The sequence below is a fragment of the Salmonella sp. SAL04213 genome (assembly GCF_046550535.1).
GTDB lineage: Bacteria > Pseudomonadota > Gammaproteobacteria > Enterobacterales > Enterobacteriaceae > Salmonella > Salmonella enterica.
Window position 1 is genome coordinate 23216 of the sequence record NZ_JBGDXS010000008.1, and the last position, 21663, is coordinate 44878.

21 protein-coding genes are annotated in these 21663 nt (G+C 52.7%); 17 read left to right on the forward strand and 4 right to left on the reverse strand.

All coding sequences use genetic code 11. The features are described 5' to 3' along the window. The first annotated feature begins 42 nt into the window (after window positions 1-42). The 6 genes from mreC to tldD all read left to right on the forward strand — a co-directional run bounded on the left by mreC (window position 43) and on the right by tldD (window position 9148). The gene (gene mreC, locus ACLJPQ_RS17835) at window positions 43-1095 is read left to right on the forward strand and encodes a rod shape-determining protein MreC (RefSeq protein WP_000802538.1); all 1053 of its coding nucleotides are present in this window, start codon (window positions 43-45) and stop codon (window positions 1093-1095) included. A 2-nt stretch (window positions 1096-1097) separates the two neighbouring features. Beyond that, the gene (mreD, locus tag ACLJPQ_RS17840; RefSeq protein ID WP_000179403.1) at window positions 1098-1586 is read left to right on the forward strand and encodes a rod shape-determining protein MreD; all 489 of its coding nucleotides are present in this window, start codon (window positions 1098-1100) and stop codon (window positions 1584-1586) included. 8 nt (window positions 1587-1594) lie between these two features. Continuing rightward, window positions 1595-2188, forward strand: coding sequence for a Maf family protein (locus ACLJPQ_RS17845; protein ID WP_000210306.1), 594 nt, complete (start codon window positions 1595-1597; stop codon window positions 2186-2188). Next, on the forward strand, window positions 2178-3647 hold the full coding sequence (rng, locus tag ACLJPQ_RS17850) for a ribonuclease G (RefSeq protein WP_000123188.1): 1470 nt from the start codon (window positions 2178-2180) through the stop codon (window positions 3645-3647). Before ACLJPQ_RS17845 ends, rng begins: the two co-directional genes overlap by 11 nt. A 110-nt stretch (window positions 3648-3757) precedes the next feature. After that, window positions 3758-7558: an AsmA2 domain-containing protein YhdP gene (gene yhdP / locus ACLJPQ_RS17855; RefSeq protein ID WP_001253499.1), complete on the forward strand. Its 3801-nt coding sequence runs from the start codon at window positions 3758-3760 to the stop codon at window positions 7556-7558. Window positions 7559-7702: 144 nt separating this feature from the next. Next, complete coding sequence (tldD, locus tag ACLJPQ_RS17860; RefSeq protein WP_080185168.1) at window positions 7703-9148, forward strand: metalloprotease TldD; 1446 nt, start codon at window positions 7703-7705, stop codon at window positions 9146-9148. Window positions 9149-9270: 122 nt separating this feature from the next. Here tldD and aaeR read toward each other — a convergent pair whose 3' ends face one another. Further along, window positions 9271-10200 (reverse strand): HTH-type transcriptional activator AaeR, encoded by a 930-nt coding sequence (aaeR, locus tag ACLJPQ_RS17865; protein WP_000440300.1) that lies wholly within the window; start codon window positions 10198-10200, stop codon window positions 9271-9273. 181 nt (window positions 10201-10381) lie between these two features. Between aaeR and aaeX the strand changes: the two genes are divergently transcribed. From aaeX to ACLJPQ_RS17885, 4 genes are all read left to right on the forward strand, one after another. Then, a complete protein-coding gene (aaeX, locus tag ACLJPQ_RS17870) occupies window positions 10382-10585 on the forward strand; it encodes a p-hydroxybenzoic acid efflux pump operon protein AaeX (RefSeq protein ID WP_000051840.1) in 204 nt (67 codons plus the stop codon). 7 nt (window positions 10586-10592) lie between these two features. Further along, on the forward strand, window positions 10593-11525 hold the full coding sequence (aaeA, locus tag ACLJPQ_RS17875) for a p-hydroxybenzoic acid efflux pump subunit AaeA (protein WP_000855134.1): 933 nt from the start codon (window positions 10593-10595) through the stop codon (window positions 11523-11525). Between the two features lie 5 nt (window positions 11526-11530). Beyond that, window positions 11531-13498, forward strand: coding sequence for a p-hydroxybenzoic acid efflux pump subunit AaeB (aaeB, locus tag ACLJPQ_RS17880; protein WP_000510913.1), 1968 nt, complete (start codon window positions 11531-11533; stop codon window positions 13496-13498). Between the two features lie 171 nt (window positions 13499-13669). After that, window positions 13670-13942: a hypothetical protein gene (locus ACLJPQ_RS17885; protein WP_001103887.1), complete on the forward strand. Its 273-nt coding sequence runs from the start codon at window positions 13670-13672 to the stop codon at window positions 13940-13942. Window positions 13943-14001: 59 nt separating this feature from the next. Here ACLJPQ_RS17885 and yhcN-B read toward each other — a convergent pair whose 3' ends face one another. From yhcN-B to argR, 3 genes are all read right to left on the reverse strand, one after another. Further along, on the reverse strand, window positions 14002-14268 hold the full coding sequence (gene yhcN-B, locus ACLJPQ_RS17890; protein ID WP_000853277.1) for a DUF1471 family stress response protein YhcN-B: 267 nt from the start codon (window positions 14266-14268) through the stop codon (window positions 14002-14004). A 103-nt stretch (window positions 14269-14371) separates the two neighbouring features. Further along, entirely contained in the window at window positions 14372-14635 is a 264-nt protein-coding gene (gene yhcN / locus ACLJPQ_RS17895; protein ID WP_000695693.1) for a peroxide/acid stress response protein YhcN, read from the reverse strand. 364 nt (window positions 14636-14999) lie between these two features. Then, on the reverse strand, window positions 15000-15470 hold the full coding sequence (argR, locus tag ACLJPQ_RS17900; RefSeq protein WP_001257852.1) for a transcriptional regulator ArgR: 471 nt from the start codon (window positions 15468-15470) through the stop codon (window positions 15000-15002). Window positions 15471-15884: 414 nt separating this feature from the next. On the opposite strand from argR, the gene mdh reads away from it, so the two are divergent. The 7 genes from mdh (at window position 15885) to ACLJPQ_RS17935 (ending at window position 21651) form a co-directional block, all read left to right on the forward strand. Next, window positions 15885-16823 carry a malate dehydrogenase gene (gene mdh, locus ACLJPQ_RS17905; RefSeq protein ID WP_000861586.1) on the forward strand — a complete coding sequence of 313 codons (939 nt, stop codon included), beginning with the start codon at window positions 15885-15887 and terminating at the stop codon, window positions 16821-16823. A 119-nt stretch (window positions 16824-16942) separates the two neighbouring features. Beyond that, window positions 16943-17572: a GntR family transcriptional regulator gene (locus ACLJPQ_RS17910; RefSeq protein WP_023227758.1), complete on the forward strand. Its 630-nt coding sequence runs from the start codon at window positions 16943-16945 to the stop codon at window positions 17570-17572. Next, the gene (locus ACLJPQ_RS17915; protein ID WP_080185167.1) at window positions 17559-18224 is read left to right on the forward strand and encodes a GntR family transcriptional regulator; all 666 of its coding nucleotides are present in this window, start codon (window positions 17559-17561) and stop codon (window positions 18222-18224) included. Before ACLJPQ_RS17910 ends, ACLJPQ_RS17915 begins: the two co-directional genes overlap by 14 nt. Window positions 18225-18434: 210 nt before the next feature. Continuing rightward, window positions 18435-19703: an SLC13 family permease gene (locus ACLJPQ_RS17920; RefSeq protein WP_000433390.1), complete on the forward strand. Its 1269-nt coding sequence runs from the start codon at window positions 18435-18437 to the stop codon at window positions 19701-19703. 32 nt (window positions 19704-19735) lie between these two features. Next, the gene (gene ttdA / locus ACLJPQ_RS17925; RefSeq protein WP_000045349.1) at window positions 19736-20635 is read left to right on the forward strand and encodes a L(+)-tartrate dehydratase subunit alpha; all 900 of its coding nucleotides are present in this window, start codon (window positions 19736-19738) and stop codon (window positions 20633-20635) included. Next, the gene (gene ttdB, locus ACLJPQ_RS17930) at window positions 20635-21252 is read left to right on the forward strand and encodes a L(+)-tartrate dehydratase subunit beta (RefSeq protein ID WP_000162405.1); all 618 of its coding nucleotides are present in this window, start codon (window positions 20635-20637) and stop codon (window positions 21250-21252) included. The genes ttdA and ttdB overlap by 1 nt, the downstream gene beginning before the upstream one ends. A gap of 156 nt (window positions 21253-21408) precedes the next feature. Next, window positions 21409-21651, forward strand: a complete 243-nt coding sequence (locus ACLJPQ_RS17935) for an oxaloacetate decarboxylase subunit gamma (protein ID WP_000128598.1) — start codon at window positions 21409-21411, stop codon at window positions 21649-21651. Window positions 21652-21663: the final 12 nt, after the last annotated feature.

Sequence of the window (21663 nt, forward strand, 5' to 3'; positions counted from 1 at the left end):
CTGGATTGTCCTGCCTCTCCGACGCGAGAATACGCATAGCCTATGAAGCCAATTTTTAGCCGTGGCCCGTCGCTACAGATTCGCCTTATTCTGGCGGTGCTGGTGGCGCTCGGCGTTATCATTGCCGACAGCCGCCTGGGGACGTTCAGTCAAATCCGAACGTACATGGACACTGCCGTCAGTCCTTTCTATTTTATTTCAAACGGCCCTCGTGAACTGCTCGACAGCGTGTCGCAAACGCTGGCTTCTCGCGACCAGCTTGAGCTGGAAAACCGGGCGCTGCGCCAGGAATTACTGCTAAAAAACAGCGACCTGCTGATGCTGGGGCAGTACAAACAGGAGAACGCGCGGTTGCGCGAGCTGCTGGGGTCGCCGCTGCGTCAGGACGAGCAGAAAATGGTGACGCAGGTTATTTCAACGGTTAACGATCCTTACAGCGATCAGGTCGTTATCGATAAAGGCAGCGTTAATGGCGTATATGAAGGTCAACCGGTCATTAGCGACAAAGGCGTCGTAGGGCAGGTTGTCGCCGTGGCGAAACTGACCAGCCGCGTACTGCTGATTTGCGATGCGACTCATGCGCTGCCGATTCAGGTACTGCGCAATGACATCCGCGTGATTGCCGCCGGTAACGGCTGCACTGACGATCTTCAGCTTGAACATCTGCCCGCCAATACCGATATTCGCGTCGGCGATGTGCTGGTAACGTCCGGACTTGGTGGGCGTTTCCCGGAAGGGTATCCGGTGGCGGTGGTCTCCTCCGTCAAGCTGGACACTCAGCGCGCTTATACCGTCATTCAGGCACGTCCAACCGCGGGTTTGCAGCGTTTACGCTATCTGCTGCTGTTGTGGGGAGCCGATCGTAACGGCGCCAATCCGATGACGCCGGAAGAGGTTCACCGCGTCGCCAATGAGCGCCTGATGCAGATGATGCCGCAGGTGTTGCCTTCTCCGGATGCGATGGGGCCGCCGGCGCCAGTGCCGGACCCGGCGACGGGGATTACTCAGCCATCTGCGGGCCAGACGGCGCCGGTATCAACGCAACCATCGCCTTCGGGCGCGACCACGCCGCCTGCGCGTGCGCCGGGAGGGTAATGGTGGCGAGCTATCGTAGCCAGGGGCGCTGGGTTATCTGGCTCTCGTTTCTTATTGCGCTGTTGCTGCAAATCATGCCCTGGCCGGACGACATCATTGTTTTCCGGCCAAACTGGGTTTTGCTCATCTTACTGTACTGGATTCTGGCCCTGCCGCACCGCGTAAATGTGGGGACGGGATTTGTGATGGGTGCCATACTTGATCTCATCAGCGGTTCCACACTTGGCGTGCGCGCTCTGTCGATGAGTATTGTCGCCTACCTGGTCGCTCTGAAATTCCAGCTCTTCCGTAACCTGGCGCTCTGGCAGCAGGCGCTGGTGGTAATGTTGCTTTCACTGGCCGTGGACATTATTGTTTTCTGGGCCGAGTTTTTAGTGATCAACGTCTCTTTCAGACCGGAAGTGTTCTGGAGTAGTGTAGTCAATGGCGTGCTGTGGCCCTGGCTCTTTTTGCTGATGCGTAAAGTACGCCAGCAGTTTGCTGTGCAATAAAGGTCGATATGACAACTCTGTATCTTGCTTCCGGTTCCCCGCGTCGCCAGGAATTATTGACTCAACTTGGATTTTCATTCGAGCAGGTCGTGCCTGGTATTGAAGAGCAACGGCGTGCTCAGGAAAGCGCGCAGCAGTATGTTGTTCGGCTGGCGCGCGAAAAGGCGCAGGCTGGCGTGGCGCTGGTTCCCCGTGATCTGCCGGTGTTGGGCGCGGATACGATAGTCGTGTTAAACGGCGAGGTGCTGGAAAAGCCGCGCGACGCCGCTCATGCCGCAGAAATGCTGCGTTTGCTTTCCGGAAATACGCATCAGGTGATGACTGCTGTTGCGCTTGCGGACTCGCAGCAGACGCTGGATTGTCTGGTGGTAACGGAGGTGACTTTCCGCACGCTTTCTGCGCAGGATATTACTGGCTATGTCGCCAGCGGCGAGCCTTTAGATAAAGCAGGTGCATACGGTATTCAGGGGCGGGGTGGCTGTTTTGTCAGGAAGATAAATGGCAGCTATCACGCCGTGGTCGGCTTACCGCTGGTTGAAACGTATGAGTTGTTGAGTCATTTTAACGCACTGCGTGATAAAAGGGATAAACATGACGGCTGAATTGTTGGTAAACGTAACGCCATCGGAAACGCGCGTGGCGTACATTGATGGCGGTATTCTTCAGGAAATCCATATTGAGCGCGAAGCGCGACGCGGAATCGTAGGCAATATCTACAAAGGTCGTGTAAGTCGTGTACTTCCAGGTATGCAGGCGGCTTTTGTAGATATTGGGCTGGATAAAGCCGCATTTCTTCATGCTTCCGACATTATGCCGCATACCGAATGCGTGGCAGGCGACGAGCAAAAACAGTTTACCGTGCGCGATATCTCCGAGCTGGTGCGCCAGGGACAGGATCTGATGGTGCAGGTAGTGAAAGATCCGCTCGGCACGAAAGGCGCGCGTTTGACCACGGACATCACGTTGCCCTCCCGTTACCTTGTTTTTATGCCTGGCGCGTCACACGTTGGCGTTTCCCAGCGTATCGAAAGCGAAAGTGAACGCGAGCGCCTGAAAAAGGTGGTGGCGGAATACTGCGACGAACAGGGCGGGTTTATTATCCGTACCGCGGCGGAAGGCGTGTGTGAAGAGGATCTCGCGTCTGACGCCGCCTATCTCAAGCGCGTCTGGACGAAAGTCATGGAGCGCAAAAAGCGTCCGCAAACGCGCTACCAGATGTATGGCGAACTGGCGCTGGCGCAGCGCGTGCTGCGCGATTTCGCCGATGCGCAGTTGGACCGAATTCGCGTCGACTCACGTCTGACCTATGAGTCGCTGCTGGAGTTTACTGCAGAATACATCCCGGAAATGACCAGTAAGCTGGAGCATTACAGTGGCCATCAGCCGATCTTCGATCTTTATGACGTGGAAAATGAGATCCAGCGCGCGCTGGAGCGTAAGGTTGAACTCAAGTCCGGCGGTTATCTGATTATCGACCAAACCGAAGCGATGACGACGGTAGATATCAATACCGGCGCGTTTGTCGGACACCGTAATCTCGACGACACCATTTTTAATACCAATATTGAAGCGACTCAGGCCATTGCCCGCCAGCTACGCCTGCGTAATCTGGGCGGCATTATCATTATCGATTTTATCGACATGAATAATGAAGATCATCGCCGCCGGGTGCTGCATTCGCTGGAACAGGCGTTAAGTAAGGATCGCGTGAAAACCAGTATTAACGGTTTTTCGCCGCTGGGACTGGTGGAAATGACCCGTAAACGGACTCGTGAAAGCGTGGAACATGTGCTTTGTAACGAATGTCCAACCTGTCATGGCCGCGGGACGGTAAAAACGGTGGAAACCGTCTGCTATGAGATCATGCGTGAAATTGTACGTGTTCATCACGCTTATGACTCCGATCGCTTCCTGGTTTATGCTTCTCCTGCGGTGGCGGAAGCGCTGAAAGGCGAAGAATCACACGCGCTGGCGGAAGTCGAAATCTTTGTCGGCAAACAGGTTAAAGTTCAGGTCGAACCGCTTTATAACCAGGAGCAGTTTGACGTCGTAATGATGTAATTGAGTAGTAGCACCAGCGCATGTAGGCCGGATAAGGCGCAAGCGCCGCCATCCGGCAATATACCTTCAAGGGGTGTGAGTCGTATTTTTTGGCAGACAAGGAGAGACGCGTGAGGCGATTGCCGGGGATTTTATTGCTCACTGGAGCCGCGCTCATCGTCATTGCAGCGCTGCTGGTTAGCGGGCTGCGCCTGGCGTTGCCTCATCTTGACGCCTGGCGTCCAGCTATCCTGAATAAAATTGAGTCTGTGACCGGCGTGCCGGTGGCCGCCAGCCAACTCTCCGCAAGCTGGCAAAATTTTGGCCCTACGCTGGAAGCGCATAATATTCATGCCGCCCTGAAAGATGGCGGCGAACTGTCGATAAAACGCGTTACGCTGGCGCTGGACGTCTGGCAAAGCCTGTTGCATATGCGCTGGCAGTTTCGCGACCTGACCTTCTGGCAACTCAATTTCCGCACCAACACGCCTCTTCAAAGCAGCGACGGCGAAGGCATCGAAACCAGCCGTTTAAGCGATCTTTTCCTGCGTCAGTTCGATCATTTCGATCTGCGCGATAGCCAAATCAGTTTTCTGACGCTTTCCGGACAACGCGCGGAGCTGGCGATCCCACAGCTTACCTGGCTAAACGGCAAAGAGCGGCACCGCGCCGAAGGCGAAGTCAGCCTCTCCAGCCTGACCGGGCAGCACGGCGTGATGCAGGTGCGGATGGATTTACGCGATGACGACGGTTTGCTGAATAACGGCAGAGTCTGGTTACAGGCCGATGATATTGACGTCAAGCCGTGGCTGGGCAAATGGATGCAGGATAATGTGGCGCTCCAGACGGCGCGTTTCAGTCTGGAAGGCTGGATGACGCTCAGTAAAGGCGAAATCGCCGGAGGAGACGTCTGGCTGAAACAGGGCGGCGCAAGCTGGCTGGGCGATAACACGACGCACACGCTGTCTGTCGATAACCTGACGGCGCAGATTAGCCGCGAGCAGCCGGGCTGGCAGTTTTATATTCCGGACACACGGATTACGCTTGATGGTAAACCCTGGCCGAGCGGAGCCTTAACCGTGGCCTGGCTCCCGCAGCAGGACGTCGGCGGCGAGAATCACACACGTAGCGATGAACTACGCATTCGCGCCAGTAATCTTGAACTGGCGGGGCTGGAAGCATTACGTCCGCTGGCGGCTAAACTGTCGCCTGTGCTGGGCGAAATATGGCAGGCTACGCAGCCGAGCGGAAAGATCGCCACACTGGCGCTGGATATTCCGCTACAGGCCACCGAAAAAACGCGTTTTCAGGCATCGTGGGAAAATCTTGCCTGGAAACAGTGGAAGCTGTTGCCCGGCGCGGAACATTTTTCCGGTACGCTGGCGGGAAGCGTAGAAGACGGGCAGATGAAGGTTGCGATGCAGCAGGCTAAGATGCCCTATGAAACCGTTTTTCGCGCGCCGCTGGAAATTGAAAACGGCGTCGCGACGCTTAGCTGGTTGAAGAATGAGAACGGCTTTCAGCTTGATGGCCGCGACATTGACGTCAAAGCAAAGGCGGTACATGCGCGCGGCGGGTTCCGCTATCTGCAACCGACGGGCGACGAACCGTGGCTGGGTATTCTGGCCGGAATCAGTACCGACGATGGATCTCAGGCGTGGCGCTATTTTCCGGAAAACCTGATGGGCAAAGCGCTGGTCGATTACCTTAGCGGCGCGATTCAGGGCGGCGAGGCGGATAACGCCACGTTGGTTTACGGTGGTAACCCGCACCTCTTTCCCTATAAGCATAACGAAGGTCAGTTTGAAGTGCTGGTGCCGCTACGCAATGCGACGTTTGCTTTTCAACCCGACTGGCCGGCGCTAAAAAATCTCAACATTGAACTGGATTTCCTGAACGACGGCCTGTGGATGCGTTCGGATAGCGTCGATTTGGGCGGGGTGAAGGCCAGCAAACTCGCGGCGGCGATTCCGGATTATTCCAAAGAGAAACTGCTCATTGATGCCGATATTAACGGGCCGGGAAAAGCCGTTGGGCCTTATTTTGACGAGACGCCGCTAAAAGACTCGCTTGGCTCGACGCTGGCGGAGCTCCAGTTAGATGGCGATGTGAATGCTCGCTTACATCTTGATATTCCGCTGGACGGAGAACAGGTTACCGCCGAGGGCGATGTCTCGTTGCGTAATAACAGTCTGTTTATTAAGCCGCTAAACAGCACGCTCAAAAATCTGAACGGTAAATTCAGCTTTGTGAATGGCGCGCTAAAAAGCGGGCCGCTGACGGCAAACTGGTTTAATCAGCCGCTTAACCTGGATTTCAGTACGACGGAAGGGGCAAAAGCCTATCAGGTCGCCGTCAACCTGAACGGTAACTGGCAACCAACGCGTATGGGCGTCTTACCGCCGCAACTGAATGACGCCCTGAGCGGCAGCGTGACGTGGAATGGTAAAGTCGGCATCGATCTTCCGTATCACGCTGACACCACTTATCACATCGAGCTGAATGGCGATCTGAGAAATGTGAGCAGTCACTTACCTTCTCCGCTAAATAAACCCGCAGGCGAAGCCATTCCGGTGAACATTCAGGCTGACGGCAACCTGAAAAGTTTTGCGCTAACGGGGAGCGCAGGGAGTAAAAATCACTTTAACAGCCGCTGGTTATTAAATCAGAAGCTGACGTTGGATCGGGCTATCTGGACGACGGACAGCCGGACGATTCCGCCATTACCTGCTCAACAAGGCGTTGAGCTCAATCTGCCAGCGCTGGATGGCGCGCAGTGGCTGGCGTTATTCCAGAAAGGCGCGGCGGATAACGTGAGCAGTTCGGCCGAGTTTCCTCAACGCGTCACGTTGCGTACTCCCGCGCTATCGCTGGGCGGCCAGCAGTGGAACAATTTGAGCGTCGTTTCAGCCCCCTCGCTGAACGGAACAAAAATTGAAGCGCAGGGCCGTGAGGTGAACGCCACGCTGCTCATGCGCAACCATGCGCCGTGGCTGGCGAACATTAAGTACCTGTACTACAACCCTGGCGTCGCAAAAACGCACGCCTCGTCACCAACGCCGACATCGCCGTTGGCTTCGGCGAACACGATTAGCTTCCGCGGCTGGCCGGACTTACAGCTTCGCTGCGAAGAGTGCTGGCTGTGGGGGCAAAAATATGGGCGTATTGACGGCGATTTCGCCATCAAAGGCAATACGCTGACTCTGGCGAATGGCCTGATCGATACCGGATTCGCCCGTTTGAAAGCGAACGGCGAGTGGGTGAATGCGCCGGGTAATGAACGAACCTCGCTGAAAGGTAGTCTGCATGGTAGTAACCTCGACACGGCTGCCGGGTTCTTCGGTATCTCGACGCCAATCCAGAACGCGTCTTTTAACGTCGATTACGATCTGCACTGGCGAAACCCGCCCTGGCAACCTGATGAAGCCACGCTCAACGGGATTTTACGCACGCGTCTGGGTAAAGGCGAGTTTACTGATCTCAGTAGCGGCCATGCCGGACAGCTACTGCGGCTGCTCAGTTTTGATGCGTTGCTGCGTAAGCTGCGGTTTGACTTCAGAGATACCTTTAGCGAGGGCTTCTATTTCGACTCTATTCATAGTACCGCGTGGATTAAAGATGGCGTCCTGCATACTGACGATACGCTGGTGGATGGGCTGGAAGCGGATATTGCAATGAAAGGTTCTGTTGATCTGGTGCGTCGTCGTCTTGATATGGAGGCCGTTGTCGCGCCGGAAATTTCCGCCACCGTGGGCGTCGCCGCCGCGTTTGCCGTTAACCCGATTGTCGGCGCGGCGGTATTTGCCGCCAGTAAAGTGTTGGGGCCGCTATGGAGCAAGGTCTCCATTTTGCGATATCGCATTACCGGTCCGGTCGATGCGCCGCAGATCAACGAAGTTCTGCGCCAACCGATAAAAGAAAGCCAGCAATGATTTGACGGGGGCGAGGAATTGCCCCACTCTCAGTAAATAGTCATGCCGGACGGCGCTGCGTTTATCCGGTTTGTACAATCTAACAACGTAGTCCGGATAAGGCGTGAACCGCCATCCGGCAGAAATCAACGAGTAGCAAAAACGATGAGTCTGAACCTGGTAAGTGAACAATTGCTAGCGGCGAATGGCCTGAACCATCAGGATCTGTTCGCTATTTTGGGCCAACTGGCCGAACGCCGTCTTGATTATGGCGACCTCTATTTTCAGTCGAGCTATCACGAATCCTGGGTTTTAGAAGACCGCATCATTAAAGATGGTTCATATAATATCGACCAGGGCGTTGGCGTTCGCGCCATTAGCGGCGAAAAAACCGGTTTTGCTTATGCTGACCAGATAAGCCTCCTGGCGCTGGAGCAGAGTGCGCAGGCAGCGCGAACCATTGTACGCGAGAACGGCGAAGGCAAGGTAAAAACGCTCGCCGCCGTAGCGCATCAGCCGCTCTACACCACCCTTGATCCACTGCAAAGTATGAGCCGCGAAGAGAAGCTGGATATCCTCAGACGCGTTGACAAAGTGGCGCGAGAAGCCGATAAACGCGTGCAGGAAGTTAACGCCAGCCTGACCGGCGTATATGAATTAATCCTCGTGGCGGCGACCGACGGGACGCTGGCGGCGGATGTCCGTCCACTGGTGCGGTTGTCCGTTAGCGTGCAGGTGGAAGAAGACGGTAAACGCGAGCGCGGCGCCAGCGGCGGCGGCGGTCGCTTTGGTTATGAGTATTTTCTTGCCGATCTCGACGGCGAGGTTCGCGCCGACGCGTGGGCGAAAGAAGCGGTACGCATGGCGCTGGTTAATCTCTCCGCGGTCGCTGCGCCAGCGGGGACGTTACCGGTGGTTCTGGGCGCCGGGTGGCCGGGCGTATTGCTGCACGAAGCGGTCGGGCACGGGCTGGAAGGTGATTTCAACCGTCGTGGGACGTCTGTGTTTAGCGGTCAGATCGGTGAGCAGGTTGCCTCCGCGCTTTGCACCGTAGTGGATGACGGCACAATGATGAACCGTCGCGGCTCCGTTGCTATCGATGATGAAGGTACGCCAGGCCAGCACAACGTATTGATTGAAAATGGCGTACTGAAAGGATACATGCAGGACAAGCTGAACGCGCGCCTGATGGGCGCTGCGCCGACCGGTAACGGGCGTCGCGAATCTTATGCGCATCTGCCAATGCCGCGTATGACGAATACCTATATGTTGGCGGGGCAGTCAACGCCGCAGGAAATTATCGAATCCGTTGAGTACGGCATCTATGCGCCTAACTTTGGCGGCGGTCAGGTGGATATCACCTCCGGCAAGTTTGTGTTCTCTACCTCGGAAGCGTATCTGATTGAAAACGGCAAAGTCACGACGCCGGTGAAGGGCGCGACGTTGATTGGATCAGGCATTGAAACGATGCAACAGATCTCCATGGTCGGCAATGACCTTAAGCTGGATAACGGGGTGGGGGTTTGCGGTAAAGAGGGTCAAAGTCTGCCGGTAGGCGTAGGCCAGCCGACGCTGAAAGTCGATAACCTGACGGTTGGCGGCACCGCATAACTGTCCGCCTTATCAGGCCTGTGGTGTGTGCCGCCCAGGCCTGATAAGCGCAGCGCCATCAGGCAATGTCTGCGTCGGGTGGCATCTGGCCTACAATCGTCTTCAGCAATTACCCGGTGTTTTTATTTTTCTTTCCCTCGCCCGTGCATTCCCTGAAACAGGTGTGCGACATCGACAAAATAGTCAGTTAACGCGTTAATCACTACCTGCACTTTAAGCGGCAGCTTATCTTTTTCGGTGTACAGCGCGTACACCGGACGGGGATCGGACTGATAGCGAGGCAGCAGGATCTCCAGATCGCCACGATTGATCTCATCGATCACCCACATCAGCGGCACATAAGCGATTCCGGTTCCGGCGGTCAGCCAGCGTACCAGCGTCATCGGATCGTTAGTGACGAACCGCCCCTGTGGAATCAGTCGGGTAGAAATTCCTTCCGGCGCGATAAGTTCAAACTCATTATCCGGGCGCACGCTATATTCCAGCCAGGAATGGCTACTGAGATCGGCGGGTTTTTCCGGGACGCCGTACTGAGCGAGGTAGGGCTTGGCGGCGCACACAACCATCGGCATCGCGCCGAGTCGACGGGAAAACAGGCTGGAGTCTTGCAGCGCGCCCACGCGGATCACCACGTCCAGCCCGTCGGCAATTAAATCCGGAGCCGGAATTCCTGTCACCAGATTGACCGCCAGACCGGGATACTCTTTTAATAATTTTGCGGTAAGCCCGGCCAGCACATTTTGCGCCATGGTTGAAGAACAGCCGATACGCAATGTACCGATAGGCGTGTTATTAAAAGCGTAAAGCTGCTCATGAACATCCTGCACTTCATGCAGCATACGACGACAGCCCTGATAATAGATTTTTCCAGCCTCGGTGAGCCCAATGCTGCGTGTGCTGCGGTTGAGCAATTTAACCTGAAGCTCATCTTCCAGTTTCGCCACAGTCTGGCTGATGGACGATACGCTCATTTGCAGCTGTCTGGCTGCGGCGGTAAAAGAGCCAAACTCGACAACTTTGGCGAATACCGACATTCGTTTTAATCGTTCCATTATTCACTCTGGCTTAAAAGTGATTTAGATCACATAATATAGATAACAGCATAACAATTACGTTAATATACTATTATTCGAATAAGAGCTATGTCGCTCTCGCCTGGCGTCTCTTGCCCTTCTCTGCGGCGATGTAGCTTAACAATCTATCGCCTGCTCTCTCTCAGAAATCAAGGTCAACATGAGTCTGTTTCCCGTTATCGTGGTGTTTGGTCTTTCCTTCCCACCGATATTTTTCGAATTGCTTTTGTCACTGGCTATTTTTTGGCTGGTGCGTCGGATGCTTGTGCCGACGGGTATCTATGATTTTGTCTGGCATCCGGCTTTGTTCAATACCGCGCTGTATTGTTGTCTGTTTTATTTAATATCGCGCCTGTTCGTTTGAGGTTGAAGTGAAAACACTAACAAGAAAACTCTCCCGTACGGCCATTACCCTCGTACTGGTTATTCTGGCCTTTATCGCCATTTTCCGCGCCTGGGTGTATTACACCGAATCTCCCTGGACGCGCGACGCGCGTTTTAGCGCCGATGTCGTCGCTATTGCCCCGGATGTCGCGGGCCTGATTACCCATGTAAACGTGCATGATAACCAACTGGTGAAAAAGGATCAGGTCCTGTTTACCATCGATCAGCCACGCTATCAAAAAGCACTGGCGGAAGCGGAAGCTGATGTAGCCTATTATCAGGTCCTGGCGCAGGAAAAACGCCAGGAAGCCGGTCGCCGTAATCGCCTCGGCGTACAGGCGATGTCCCGGGAAGAGATCGATCAGGCGAACAATGTCTTGCAGACTGTACTGCATCAACTGGCTAAAGCCCAGGCGACGCGCGATCTGGCTAAACTCGATCTGGAACGCACCGTCATTCGCGCGCCTGCCGACGGCTGGGTGACTAACCTCAATGTTTATGCCGGTGAATTTATTACCCGCGGTTCCACAGCCGTCGCCCTGGTGAAAAAGAACTCTTTTTACGTGCAGGCCTATATGGAAGAGACCAAGCTGGAAGGCGTGCGTCCGGGATATCGTGCCGAAATCACGCCGCTTGGCAGCAACCGGGTATTAAAAGGTACCGTCGATAGCGTGGCGGCAGGGGTAACGAATGCCAGCAGTACCAGCGATGCGAAAGGGATGGCGACGATAGACTCTAATCTCGAATGGGTGCGTCTGGCCCAGCGTGTTCCGGTGCGCATCCGGCTCGACGAGCAGCAGGGGAATTTGTGGCCTGCCGGTACGACGGCAACCGTCGTGATCACCGGTAAGCAGGATCGTGACGCAAGCCAGGACTCCTTCTTCCGTAAACTGGCGCACCGGCTGCGCGAATTCGGTTAATCGTCATGGGCATTTTCTCCATTGCCAACCAGCACATTCGTTTTGCGGTAAAGCTGGCGTGCGCCATTGTGCTGGCATTATTTATCGGCTTCCATTTTCAACTGGAGACGCCGCGTTGGGCGGTGCTGACCGCCGCGATCGTGGCGGCAGGCCCGGCATTTGCCGCCGGCGGGGAACCCTATTCCGGCGCTATCCGTTATCGCGGAATGTTGCGTATTATCGGGACGTTTATTGGCTGTATCGCCGCGCTTATCATTATTATCTCTATGATCCGCGCGCCGCTATTGATGATTCTGGTGTGCTGTGTCTGGGCCGGTTTTTGTACCTGGATCTCCTCTTTAGTACGGATCGAAAACTCTTATGCGTGGGGACTGTCAGGTTATACTGCGCTGATTATTGTGATTACCATTCAGACGGAGCCGCTGCTCACGCCGCAATTTGCGCTTGAGCGCTGTAGCGAAATCGTTATCGGCATTGGCTGCGCTATTTTAGCGGATCTGCTTTTCTCGCCGCGATCGATAAAGCAGGAGGTTGATCGCGAACTGGACAGTTTACTGGTAGCGCAATATCAGCTAATGCAACTTTGTATTAAGCATGGCGACAGCGAAGAAGTCGACAACGCCTGGGGCGATCTGGTGCGACGCACGGCGGCGCTGGAGGGGATGCGAAGTAATCTGAATATGGAATCTTCGCGCTGGGTACGCGCTAACCGCCGCCTGAAAGCGTTGAATACGCTTTCGCTCACGCTGATTACGCAATCCTGTGAAACTTATCTTATTCAAAACACGCGGCCGGAACTGATTACCGATACATTCCGGGAACTGTTCGAGACGCCGGTTGAAACGGTACAGGACGTCCACAGGCAGTTAAAACGGATGCGGCGTGTTATTGTCTGGACCGGCGAGCGCGAAACGCCCGTCACGCTTTATAGCTGGGTAGGCGCTGCGACGCGCTATCTGCTGCTTAAACGCGGCGTGATCAGTAACACCAAAATCAGCGCGACGGAAGAAGAGATCCTGCAAGGCGAGCCCGTAGTTAAAGTGGAATCCGCTGAACGCCACCATGCGATGGTGAACTTCTGGCGCACCACGCTTTCCTGCATTCTGGGGACATTATTCTGGCTATGGACCGGCTGGACATCGGGTAATGGCGCGATGGTGATGATTGCCGTGGTGACCTCGCTGGCGATGCGTTTACCCAATCCGCGCATGGTCTGCATTGATTTTATTTATGGCACTCTGGCGGCGTTGCCGCTGGGATTGCTCTATTTCCTGGTGATTATTCCCAATACGCAGCAAAGTATGCTGTTGTTATGTTTGAGCCTGGCGGTATTGGGGTTCTTTATCGGCATTGAGGTCCAGAAACGACGTCTGGGGTCGATGGGGGCGCTGGCCAGTACGATTAACATTATTGTGTTGGATAATCCGATGACGTTCCATTTCAGCCAGTTCCTCGACAGCGCGTTGGGGCAAATTGTCGGCTGTATGCTGGCGTTTATCGTCATCCTGCTGGTGCGTGATAAATCCAAAGATCGAACCGGTCGCGTGCTGCTTAATCAGTTTGTTTCCGCTGCGGTCTCGGCAATGACGACTAACGTGGTACGTCGTAAAGAAAACCGTCTGCCTGCGTTATATCAGCAACTCTTTTTGCTGATGAATAAATTCCCTGGCGATTTGCCGAAGTTTCGCCTGGCGCTAACGATGATCATTGCTCATCAACGTCTGCGCGACGCGCCGATACCGGTTAATGAGGATCTGTCAGTGTTCCACCGCCAGCTTCGTCGTACCGCAGACCATGTTATTTCCGCCGGAAGCGATGATAAACGGCGACGCTACTTTGGTCAGTTGCTGGATGAGCTGGATATCTATCAGGAGAAATTACGTATCTGGGAGGCGCCGCCGCAGGTGACGGAACCGGTTAAACGCCTGACGGGCATGTTACATAAATACCAGAACGCGCTTACCGATAGCTAACCCACAAGAACCGATGCCAAAAGCGTCGGTTTTTTTATGACTATACTTATTTGAGATACAAAAACAGCGCAAGAGTGCTCCGGGGCTAAAGGCGTTTCTGGAAGTGAAACCTCTGCATAATGATGCTTAGTAGTAAAACAGACAATTGTCTGTCGGGGATGGTGGCTGGCTATGAATGTCTATACTTTTGATTTTAATGATATTAAAAACCAAAGCGATTTTTATCGCGAGTTTACGCAGACGTTTGGTCTTGCCAGTGAGAAAGTAAGCGATCTTGATACATTATGGGATGCGGTAATGAGCGATATCTTACCTCTACCGCTAGAGATTGAGTTCGTTCACCTGCCTGATAAACTGCGCAGGCGCTACGGGGCGCTGATTTTACTCTTTGATGAAGCGGAAGAAGAGCTGGAGGGGCGGCTACGGTTTAATGTCCGGCATTGAAAAAGCATAAAAAAGCCCCCGGCAGGCGGGGGCAAGTCGTCGGGTTAGACGACGAGGGTTTACTTATACAACTCGGCGGTGGCGTGCCAGTTATCACCTTCTTTTAATTCGATGATGCGATAGCTATTAGCGCCTGCTTTTTCGGCTTTAGCGACGATCTCCTGGCGCATATCCATTGGCGTACTACCAATCTGCGAGACGGAAATGGTGCCCATCGGTTGCAGATTCTGCGCCTGTTCCGCGTTGACCTGATGTACTGCGGCATTTGCGCCGAAAGAGAGCAGAGTGGCCAGGCCGAGTGATGCGATAATGTATTTCGTTTTCATGGTCTTTTATTCCTTTATAGGGTCAACCTCGCGGATTAATGGGCTTTTCTTATGCGATATCTCCGCGAAGCAATGACACGTTATATGCGATGGCAGGTGAATTTTATTTGTACAGTTCGGCAGTGGCGTGCCAGTTGCTGCCGCTACGCGCTTCGGTAATGTGGTAGGCCGTAGCGCCTTGTTCATCCGCTTTTTTGCTCAGCATGGCGTTCATATCCATAGGCGATGAGCCGATAGCGCTGACTGAAACCGATCCGATTGCTTCACGATTTTGCGCTTGCTCTGCGCTGATAGGTTCTGCGGCGAAAGCGCCAAAAGAGAGAACGGACAGAATACTTAATGTTGCAACAGTGGTTTTGATTTTCATGATTTTTACCTCGTCGAATTCCTTTACTGGGGTCTTTGTTTCGTGACCCTCATCACAAAATTAAGTATACACTAATCACGCGATTAATTAATACCACGCTAATTGTTTCTGCTTTTTAAAGACATTAAAAATTTTATTTTTTATAACGTTATGGAATTAAAATTGCTGTTTTTCGCCGCTGCTGTTTAAAGAATAAAAGAAAATCAATCGGTTAAAAAACTTGACATTTTGTGCGTTTTTTTGATTTGTCATTCATGTGGTGAATGTTTAAGGGCATGATTTGCCAAATGATAGCCGTACAGGAAAGCGGCGAGGGGAGAGGACAAAAAGGTGCCTCCGCCGTACGACGACGGAGGAAGTGGGACTAAAGCTCTTGTTCAAAAAGTTCCAGAATGGCTTCGTACAGATCTCTTACGGAAAAGCCGCTGGCAGGCGTAGTGAAGATAGTATCGTCGCCGGCAATCGTGCCGAGAATACCTTCTGCTTTCCCCAGTGAATCCAGCAGGCGCGCGATGAGTTGTGCCGCGCCGGGGCTGGTATGAATCACCACGACAGCGTCGTTATAGTCGATATCCAGCACCAGATTTTTCAACGGACTGGATGTTGTTGGGACGCCCAGTTCAGCCGGAAGACAGTACACCATTTCCATTTTTGCGTTACGTGTACGCACTGCGCCGAACTTAGTCAACATGCGCGAGACCTTGGACTGATTGATATTTTCAAAGCCCTGATCCTGCAACGCGAGGACGATTTCGCCCTGTGAGCTGAATTTTTCTTCTTTGAGGAGCGCTTTAAACGCTCTTACTAGTTCTTCTTGTTTAGCCGAGCTTCGCATAAGTCACCCGTAATATGGCGGTAGAAACAACATTATTGTGCATACAGATGAATTTTTATGCAAACAGTCTGCCTTGTTTAAGGCTGAAATAATGTTATGAAAGAGCGGAATTTTATCAAATTTCGTTATCAAGAAACATGCCTGTGTCACGCCTCGCAAATAAGATTAAAAGTAAATTAATTGTTATCAAAATGATGTTGTTTTGAGAGGATAGTAGGGTATATTGTCACCACCTGTAGGAACGTTGCTCTCTGGTTGCAGTCGATCCGGATTACGCAAATTAAATGCATAAAAGCCAAAATTGCGCGACTCCGCATTCTTGATGAGTGAGGATTGTAATCATTGAATTTGTGAATTAAGGTCGCCGCCGCGGAGCAATAGACACTTAGCTAATCATATAATAAGGAGTTTAGGATGAAAGTCGCAGTCCTCGGCGCTGCTGGTGGTATCGGTCAGGCGCTGGCATTACTTTTAAAAAACCAACTGCCTTCAGGTTCAGAACTCTCCCTGTACGACATCGCTCCAGTGACTCCCGGTGTGGCCGTTGATTTGAGCCACATCCCCACCGCTGTAAAAATCAAAGGTTTCTCCGGTGAAGACGCAACCCCGGCGCTTGAAGGCGCTGACGTAGTACTGATTTCTGCGGGTGTGGCGCGTAAGCCGGGTATGGACCGTTCCGATCTGTTTAACGTTAACGCTGGCATCGTGAAAAACCTGGTGCAGCAGATCGCTAAAACCTGCCCGAAAGCGTGCGTGGGCATTATCACCAACCCGGTGAACACCACCGTTGCGATTGCGGCGGAAGTGCTGAAAAAAGCAGGCGTATACGACAAAAACAAACTGTTTGGCGTTACCACGCTGGATATCATCCGCTCTAATACCTTTGTCGCAGAGCTGAAAGGTAAGCTGCCAACGGAAGTTGAAGTTCCGGTGATTGGCGGACACTCCGGCGTGACGATTCTGCCGCTGCTGTCGCAGATTCCAGGCGTAAGTTTTACCGAGCAAGAAGCGGCTGAGCTGACTAAACGTATTCAGAACGCCGGTACCGAAGTCGTCGAGGCGAAAGCCGGCGGCGGATCGGCAACCCTCTCTATGGGTCAGGCTGCCGCACGTTTCGGTCTTTCTCTGGTTCGCGCTCTGCAGGGCGAAAAAGGCGTGGTGGAATGCGCCTATGTGGAAGGCGACGGTCAGTATGCCCGTTTCTTCTCTCAGCCGCTGCTGCTGGGTAAAAACGGTGTAGAAGAGCGTAAATCCATCGGCACACTGAGCGCTTTCGAGCAACATTCGCTGGACGCTATGCTGGATACGCTGAAAAAAGATATTCAGTTGGGTGAAGATTTTATTAATAAATAAGCTGTTCCTGCCCGATGCCGGGGCTTTTGCTCCGGCTTCTTTGACTGTAAACAAGCCACGAAATCAAGTACTAAATCTGCTAAACTCCTCACGTCTTATCGGTTATTAACGAGAACGTCGTGAAAAAGATCCAAAGAACGCAAACCCGCGATCACATTACGCAAATGCTTCGCTATGAAATTCTTTCCGGCAATATAAAAGCGGGAGAAGAACTCGCGCAGGAAAGTATTGCGGAGCAGCTTGGTCTTTCACGAATGCCGGTTCGAGAAGCGCTACAGTCACTCGAACAGGAAGGTTTTTTAATCCGACTGCCCAACAGGCACATGCAGGTCGCGCATCTTGAGGCCGATCGCGTGAGTCATATTTTTCGCGTGATTGCCGCGATGGCCGCCGAAATGTTTTCGCTGATACCCAGCGAAGCAGGCGATGCCCTCCTGATACGTGCGCAAGCGCTGGCTGTCGCAGAAGACAAATCCTGCGAACTGGAGTGTCATGCGATGCTGATTTCTTATGTGAATAACCGCTATCTGGAAAAGGTGTATCAGCAGTTCCTGGACGGTTATGTCTCTTATGTTATTTTGCATCTGAAAAAAGATAATCAGGAGTCGGCGCAGCTTTTCGCTGAACTGGCTGACGTCATACGCCAGGGGCGGCGTGATGAGATTGGGCAAGTTATGCAGCGTTATTTCCTCTCTTTAGCAGAAATAATGCGTCAACATATGAAGGATTGGGAAAGTGCAGAAGCCTAAGTTAGGGAAGATTAAGCTTCTTTCAGCGAAAGAACAGGTCGCGGCAGTGCTGCGTAAAGCGATTCTTTCGAGGGAGTTCGTGGAAGGGCAGGAGATTACGTTAGAAGGCATTGCCAGAATGGTCGGCGTGTCCAGTATGCCAGTGCGCGAGGCGTTTCAGATTCTGGCGGCGGATGGGCTGATAAAAGTGCGCCCTAATAAAGGGGCGGTGGTGTTGGGCATCAATGAACAAACGATCCGTGAACACTATGAAATTCGCGCGCTGTTAGAAAGTGAGGCGGTGGCTAAAGCTTCTCGTCCTGGCACCGATATCTCGCGGATAGCCCAGGTGCATTATGCCGCTGAAAAGGCTCTCGCGGAAAATAACTCGGCGGAATACTCCGACCTGAATCAGGCATTTCATATGGAAATATGGAATGTTGCTGGCAACGAAAAAATGAAAATGTTGCTCTGTAATATGTGGAACGGCCTGTCGATGGGCCATAAGGTCACCGAAGAAGAGTATGCCGTGATTTCCATTCAGGAACATAAAAGTATTCTGCAAGCTCTTGAACTTCATGATGAAACATTGGCACGCCAGCGCATGCGCGAACACATTATTCGCTCAATGGAGAATATGCTGACCCGCTATGTTGGTGACCCTTCTGCCTGATCTTTTCGCCTGCGTGAGCATCGCAGGCGCTTCAACCAATTCTTCAATTCTATTAATCACGTCCAGTAACGATCTAACCACGATCTTGATGTAGATCCCACTCCTGCATCTTTCCTGAGAAACGATTTGACTTAGTTTTTGTATGGGAATAATTTCTCCCTGTCAACATTGGATACAATATCATATATCATTGATTGGATAATTATAAATATGGAACCCATTACCCTTACCTTATGTTTATTGGTGTTCGCTATCGTCATGTTTGTATGGGAAAAAGTGCCACTGGCCGTCACTTCCATGATTGTCTGCGTGGCCTTAGTGATCACCGGCGTTCTGAATATCAAACAGGCCTTTGCTGGCTTTATCGACACTAACGTCATCCTCTTTGTCGCGATGTTCATCGTGGGCGGCGCGTTGTTCGAGACCGGTATGGCAAACAAAGTGGGCGGCGTCATCACGCGCTTCGCGAAAACAGAAAAACAGCTGATCTTCACCATTATGGTGGTGGTGGGTTTGATGTCTGGCGTCCTTTCTAACACCGGTACCGCTGCGGTTTTGATTCCGGTGGTGATCGGCGTGGCGGCAAAATCGGGCTTCTCGCGTTCTCGTCTACTGATGCCGCTGGTTTTCGCCGCTGCGTTGGGCGGTAACCTGTCGTTAATTGGCGCGCCGGGAAATCTTATCGCGCAGTCTGCGCTACAGAATATTGGCGGCGGCTTTGGCTTTTTTGAATACGCAAAAATCGGTCTCCCGATGCTCATCTGCGGCATTCTCTACTTCTTGACTATTGGCTATCGCTTTCTGCCGAATAATGCGACCGGCGGTGAGGTGGGGAGCGTCGGGGAGCAACGTGACTACAGCCATGTTCCACAGTGGAAACAACGGCTCTCACTCGTGGTGTTGATCGCAACGATCCTCGGCATGATCTTTGAGAAGAAGATCGGTGTCAGCCTGGCCGTGACCGGTTGTATTGGCGCTCTTGTGCTGGTAGTAAGCGGCGTACTCACGGAAAAACAGGCCTATAAAGCCATTGATTCACAGACTATTTTTATCTTTGGCGGCACCCTGGCGCTGGCAAAAGCGCTGGAAATGACCGGGGCAGGCAAGCTGGTTGCGGACTATGTAATCGGCATGCTGGGGCAAAACTCCTCACCGTTCATGTTGCTGATCGCCGTTTTCGCCTTATCCGTTGTGATGACCAACTTTATGTCCAATACCGCAACGACAGCGCTATTGGTGCCGGTGAGTTTGTCCATTGCCGCAGGCATGGGGGCCGACCCGCGTGCGGTTCTGATGGCGACGGTCATTGGCGGTTCCTGCGCCTACGCAACCCCTATCGGTATGCCTGCCAACATGATGGTGCTCTCCGCGGGTGGCTATAAATTTGTCGACTACGCTAAGGCCGGTATCCCCCTGATTATCGTTTCAACCATTGTCAGCTTGATCCTGCTGCCAATCCTTTTCCCTTTTCATCCGTAATTAACGGAAGCTGTTCTGACTAAGGAGCATTTATGAGTAAAAGTGAACAGATATCCCATATGACCGACGTTATGGCCAAGTTTGTGGGATATACCGGCAAAGTTTTGCCTGATGATGTCACTGCAAAACTGGAAGATTTGCATAAGAAAGAGACCAGTAAACTGGCCGACGTCATCTTTACTACCATGATTGAGAACCAGCGTCTGGCGAAAGAGCTGGATCGACCTTCCTGCCAGGACACCGGTGTCATTCAGTTTCTGGTGGAGTGCGGGACGAACTTTCCGCTGATTGGCGAGCTGGAAGCGTTGTTGCGTGAGGCGGTGATCAAAGCAACTGTAGATTCTCCGCTGCGCCACAACAGCGTAGAAACTTTTGATGAATACAACACCGGTAAAAACGTGGGTAAAGGTACGCCGACGGTCTTCTGGGAAATCGTTCCCAATTCCGATCAGTGCAGCATTTATACCTATATGGCAGGCGGTGGTTGTTCTCTGCCGGGGAAAGCGATGGTGCTGATGCCGGGTGCAGGCTATGAAGGTGTGACCCGCTTTGTACTGGATGTGATGACCAGCTACGGCCTCAACGCGTGTCCGCCGCTGCTGGTTGGCGTGGGCGTAGCGACCTCTGTTGAAACGGCGGCACTGCTATCGAAAAAAGCGCTGATGCGTCCGATCGGTTCGCATAACGAGAATGAGCGTGCAGCCTCGCTGGAAAAAATGCTGGAAGACGGCATTAACAAAATTGGCCTGGGGCCGCAGGGGATGTCCGGTAATACCTCCGTTATGGGCGTGAACATTGAAAACACCGCGCGTCATCCTTCTACCATCGGCGTGGCGGTAAACGTCGGCTGCTGGTCGCACCGTAAAGGGCATATCGTTTTCGATAAAGATTTGAATTACACCATTACGTCTCACAGCGGAGTGAATTTCTGATGACTAAAAAAATCCTGACTACGCCAATTAAAGATGAAGATTTAGCGGATATTAAGGCTGGCGATATTATTTATCTCAATGGTCATATTGTTACCTGCCGTGACGTAGCCCATCGCCGTTTAATTGAAGGTGGTCGCGAACTTCCGGTAGATGTTCGCGGCGGCGCTATTTTACACGCTGGCCCCATTGTCCGCCCAATTAAAGGCGAAGACGATAAGTTTGAAATGGTCTCCGTTGGACCAACCACCAGCATGCGTATGGAGAAATTCGAAAAAGAATTTATTGCGCAGACCGGCGTCAAATTAATTGTGGGTAAAGGCGGTATGGGTAAAGGTACCGAAGAGGGCTGTGCTGAACACAAAGCGCTGCACTGCGTATTCCCTGCCGGTTGTGCGGTTGTAGCCGCCGTGTGCGTGGAAGAAATTGAAGATGCCCAATGGCGCGATCTGGGGATGCCGGAAACGCTGTGGGTCTGCCGGGTTAAAGAGTTTGGCCCGCTGATTGTTTCTATTGATACCCATGGGAATAATCTGTTTGAACAGAACAAAATTATTTTTAATCAGCGTAAAGAGATCGTCGCTGATGAAATATGCCAGAACGTAAGTTTCATCAAATAAACCTGATTACGTAAATTGCACGATAATGGTGGCAATACGTTATGACGATAATAATAACTAAGGGCTCTGGCCGGGGGCGGCTCAGGGAAATCCACCCTTATTATTTCATCGTCATAAATAGCACCATTATCGTGCCTCCTGCCTGAAGGCTATTTTATGACTGATGCAGCTCTGCTATTAGGTGAAGGCTTCACCCTGATGTTCCTCGGCATGGGGTTCGTGCTGGCGTTTCTGTTCCTGCTGATTTTCGCCATCCGCGGCATGTCCGCCGCCGTCAACCGCTTCTTCCCCGAACCGGTCGCCGCGCCCGCACCGCGCGCCGTTCCCGTCGTGGACGACTTCACCCGCCTCAAGCCGGTGATTGCCGCCGCCATTCACCATCACCGCCTTAACGCTTAATTCCCGGAGGGA

What these genes read in the sequence shown, in the direction of transcription:
- yhcN-B (WP_000853277.1), bottom strand. Translation starts at nt 14,268, where the DNA reads ATGAAAACGAAATACATTATCGCATCACTCGGCCTGGCCACTCTGCTC.
- ttdB (WP_000162405.1), top strand. Translation starts at nt 20,635, where the DNA reads ATGACTAAAAAAATCCTGACTACGCCAATTAAAGATGAAGATTTAGCG.
- aaeR (WP_000440300.1), bottom strand. Translation starts at nt 10,200, where the DNA reads ATGGAACGATTAAAACGAATGTCGGTATTCGCCAAAGTTGTCGAGTTT.
- ACLJPQ_RS17920 (WP_000433390.1), top strand. Translation starts at nt 18,435, where the DNA reads ATGGAACCCATTACCCTTACCTTATGTTTATTGGTGTTCGCTATCGTC.
- ACLJPQ_RS17845 (WP_000210306.1), top strand. Translation starts at nt 1,595, where the DNA reads ATGACAACTCTGTATCTTGCTTCCGGTTCCCCGCGTCGCCAGGAATTA.
- aaeX (WP_000051840.1), top strand. Translation starts at nt 10,382, where the DNA reads ATGAGTCTGTTTCCCGTTATCGTGGTGTTTGGTCTTTCCTTCCCACCG.
- argR (WP_001257852.1), bottom strand. Translation starts at nt 15,470, where the DNA reads ATGCGAAGCTCGGCTAAACAAGAAGAACTAGTAAGAGCGTTTAAAGCG.
- ACLJPQ_RS17885 (WP_001103887.1), top strand. Translation starts at nt 13,670, where the DNA reads ATGAATGTCTATACTTTTGATTTTAATGATATTAAAAACCAAAGCGAT.
- tldD (WP_080185168.1), top strand. Translation starts at nt 7,703, where the DNA reads ATGAGTCTGAACCTGGTAAGTGAACAATTGCTAGCGGCGAATGGCCTG.
- mdh (WP_000861586.1), top strand. Translation starts at nt 15,885, where the DNA reads ATGAAAGTCGCAGTCCTCGGCGCTGCTGGTGGTATCGGTCAGGCGCTG.
- rng (WP_000123188.1), top strand. Translation starts at nt 2,178, where the DNA reads ATGACGGCTGAATTGTTGGTAAACGTAACGCCATCGGAAACGCGCGTG.
- ttdA (WP_000045349.1), top strand. Translation starts at nt 19,736, where the DNA reads ATGAGTAAAAGTGAACAGATATCCCATATGACCGACGTTATGGCCAAG.
- mreC (WP_000802538.1), top strand. Translation starts at nt 43, where the DNA reads ATGAAGCCAATTTTTAGCCGTGGCCCGTCGCTACAGATTCGCCTTATT.
- ACLJPQ_RS17935 (WP_000128598.1), top strand. Translation starts at nt 21,409, where the DNA reads ATGACTGATGCAGCTCTGCTATTAGGTGAAGGCTTCACCCTGATGTTC.
- yhcN (WP_000695693.1), bottom strand. Translation starts at nt 14,635, where the DNA reads ATGAAAATCAAAACCACTGTTGCAACATTAAGTATTCTGTCCGTTCTC.
- aaeB (WP_000510913.1), top strand. Translation starts at nt 11,531, where the DNA reads ATGGGCATTTTCTCCATTGCCAACCAGCACATTCGTTTTGCGGTAAAG.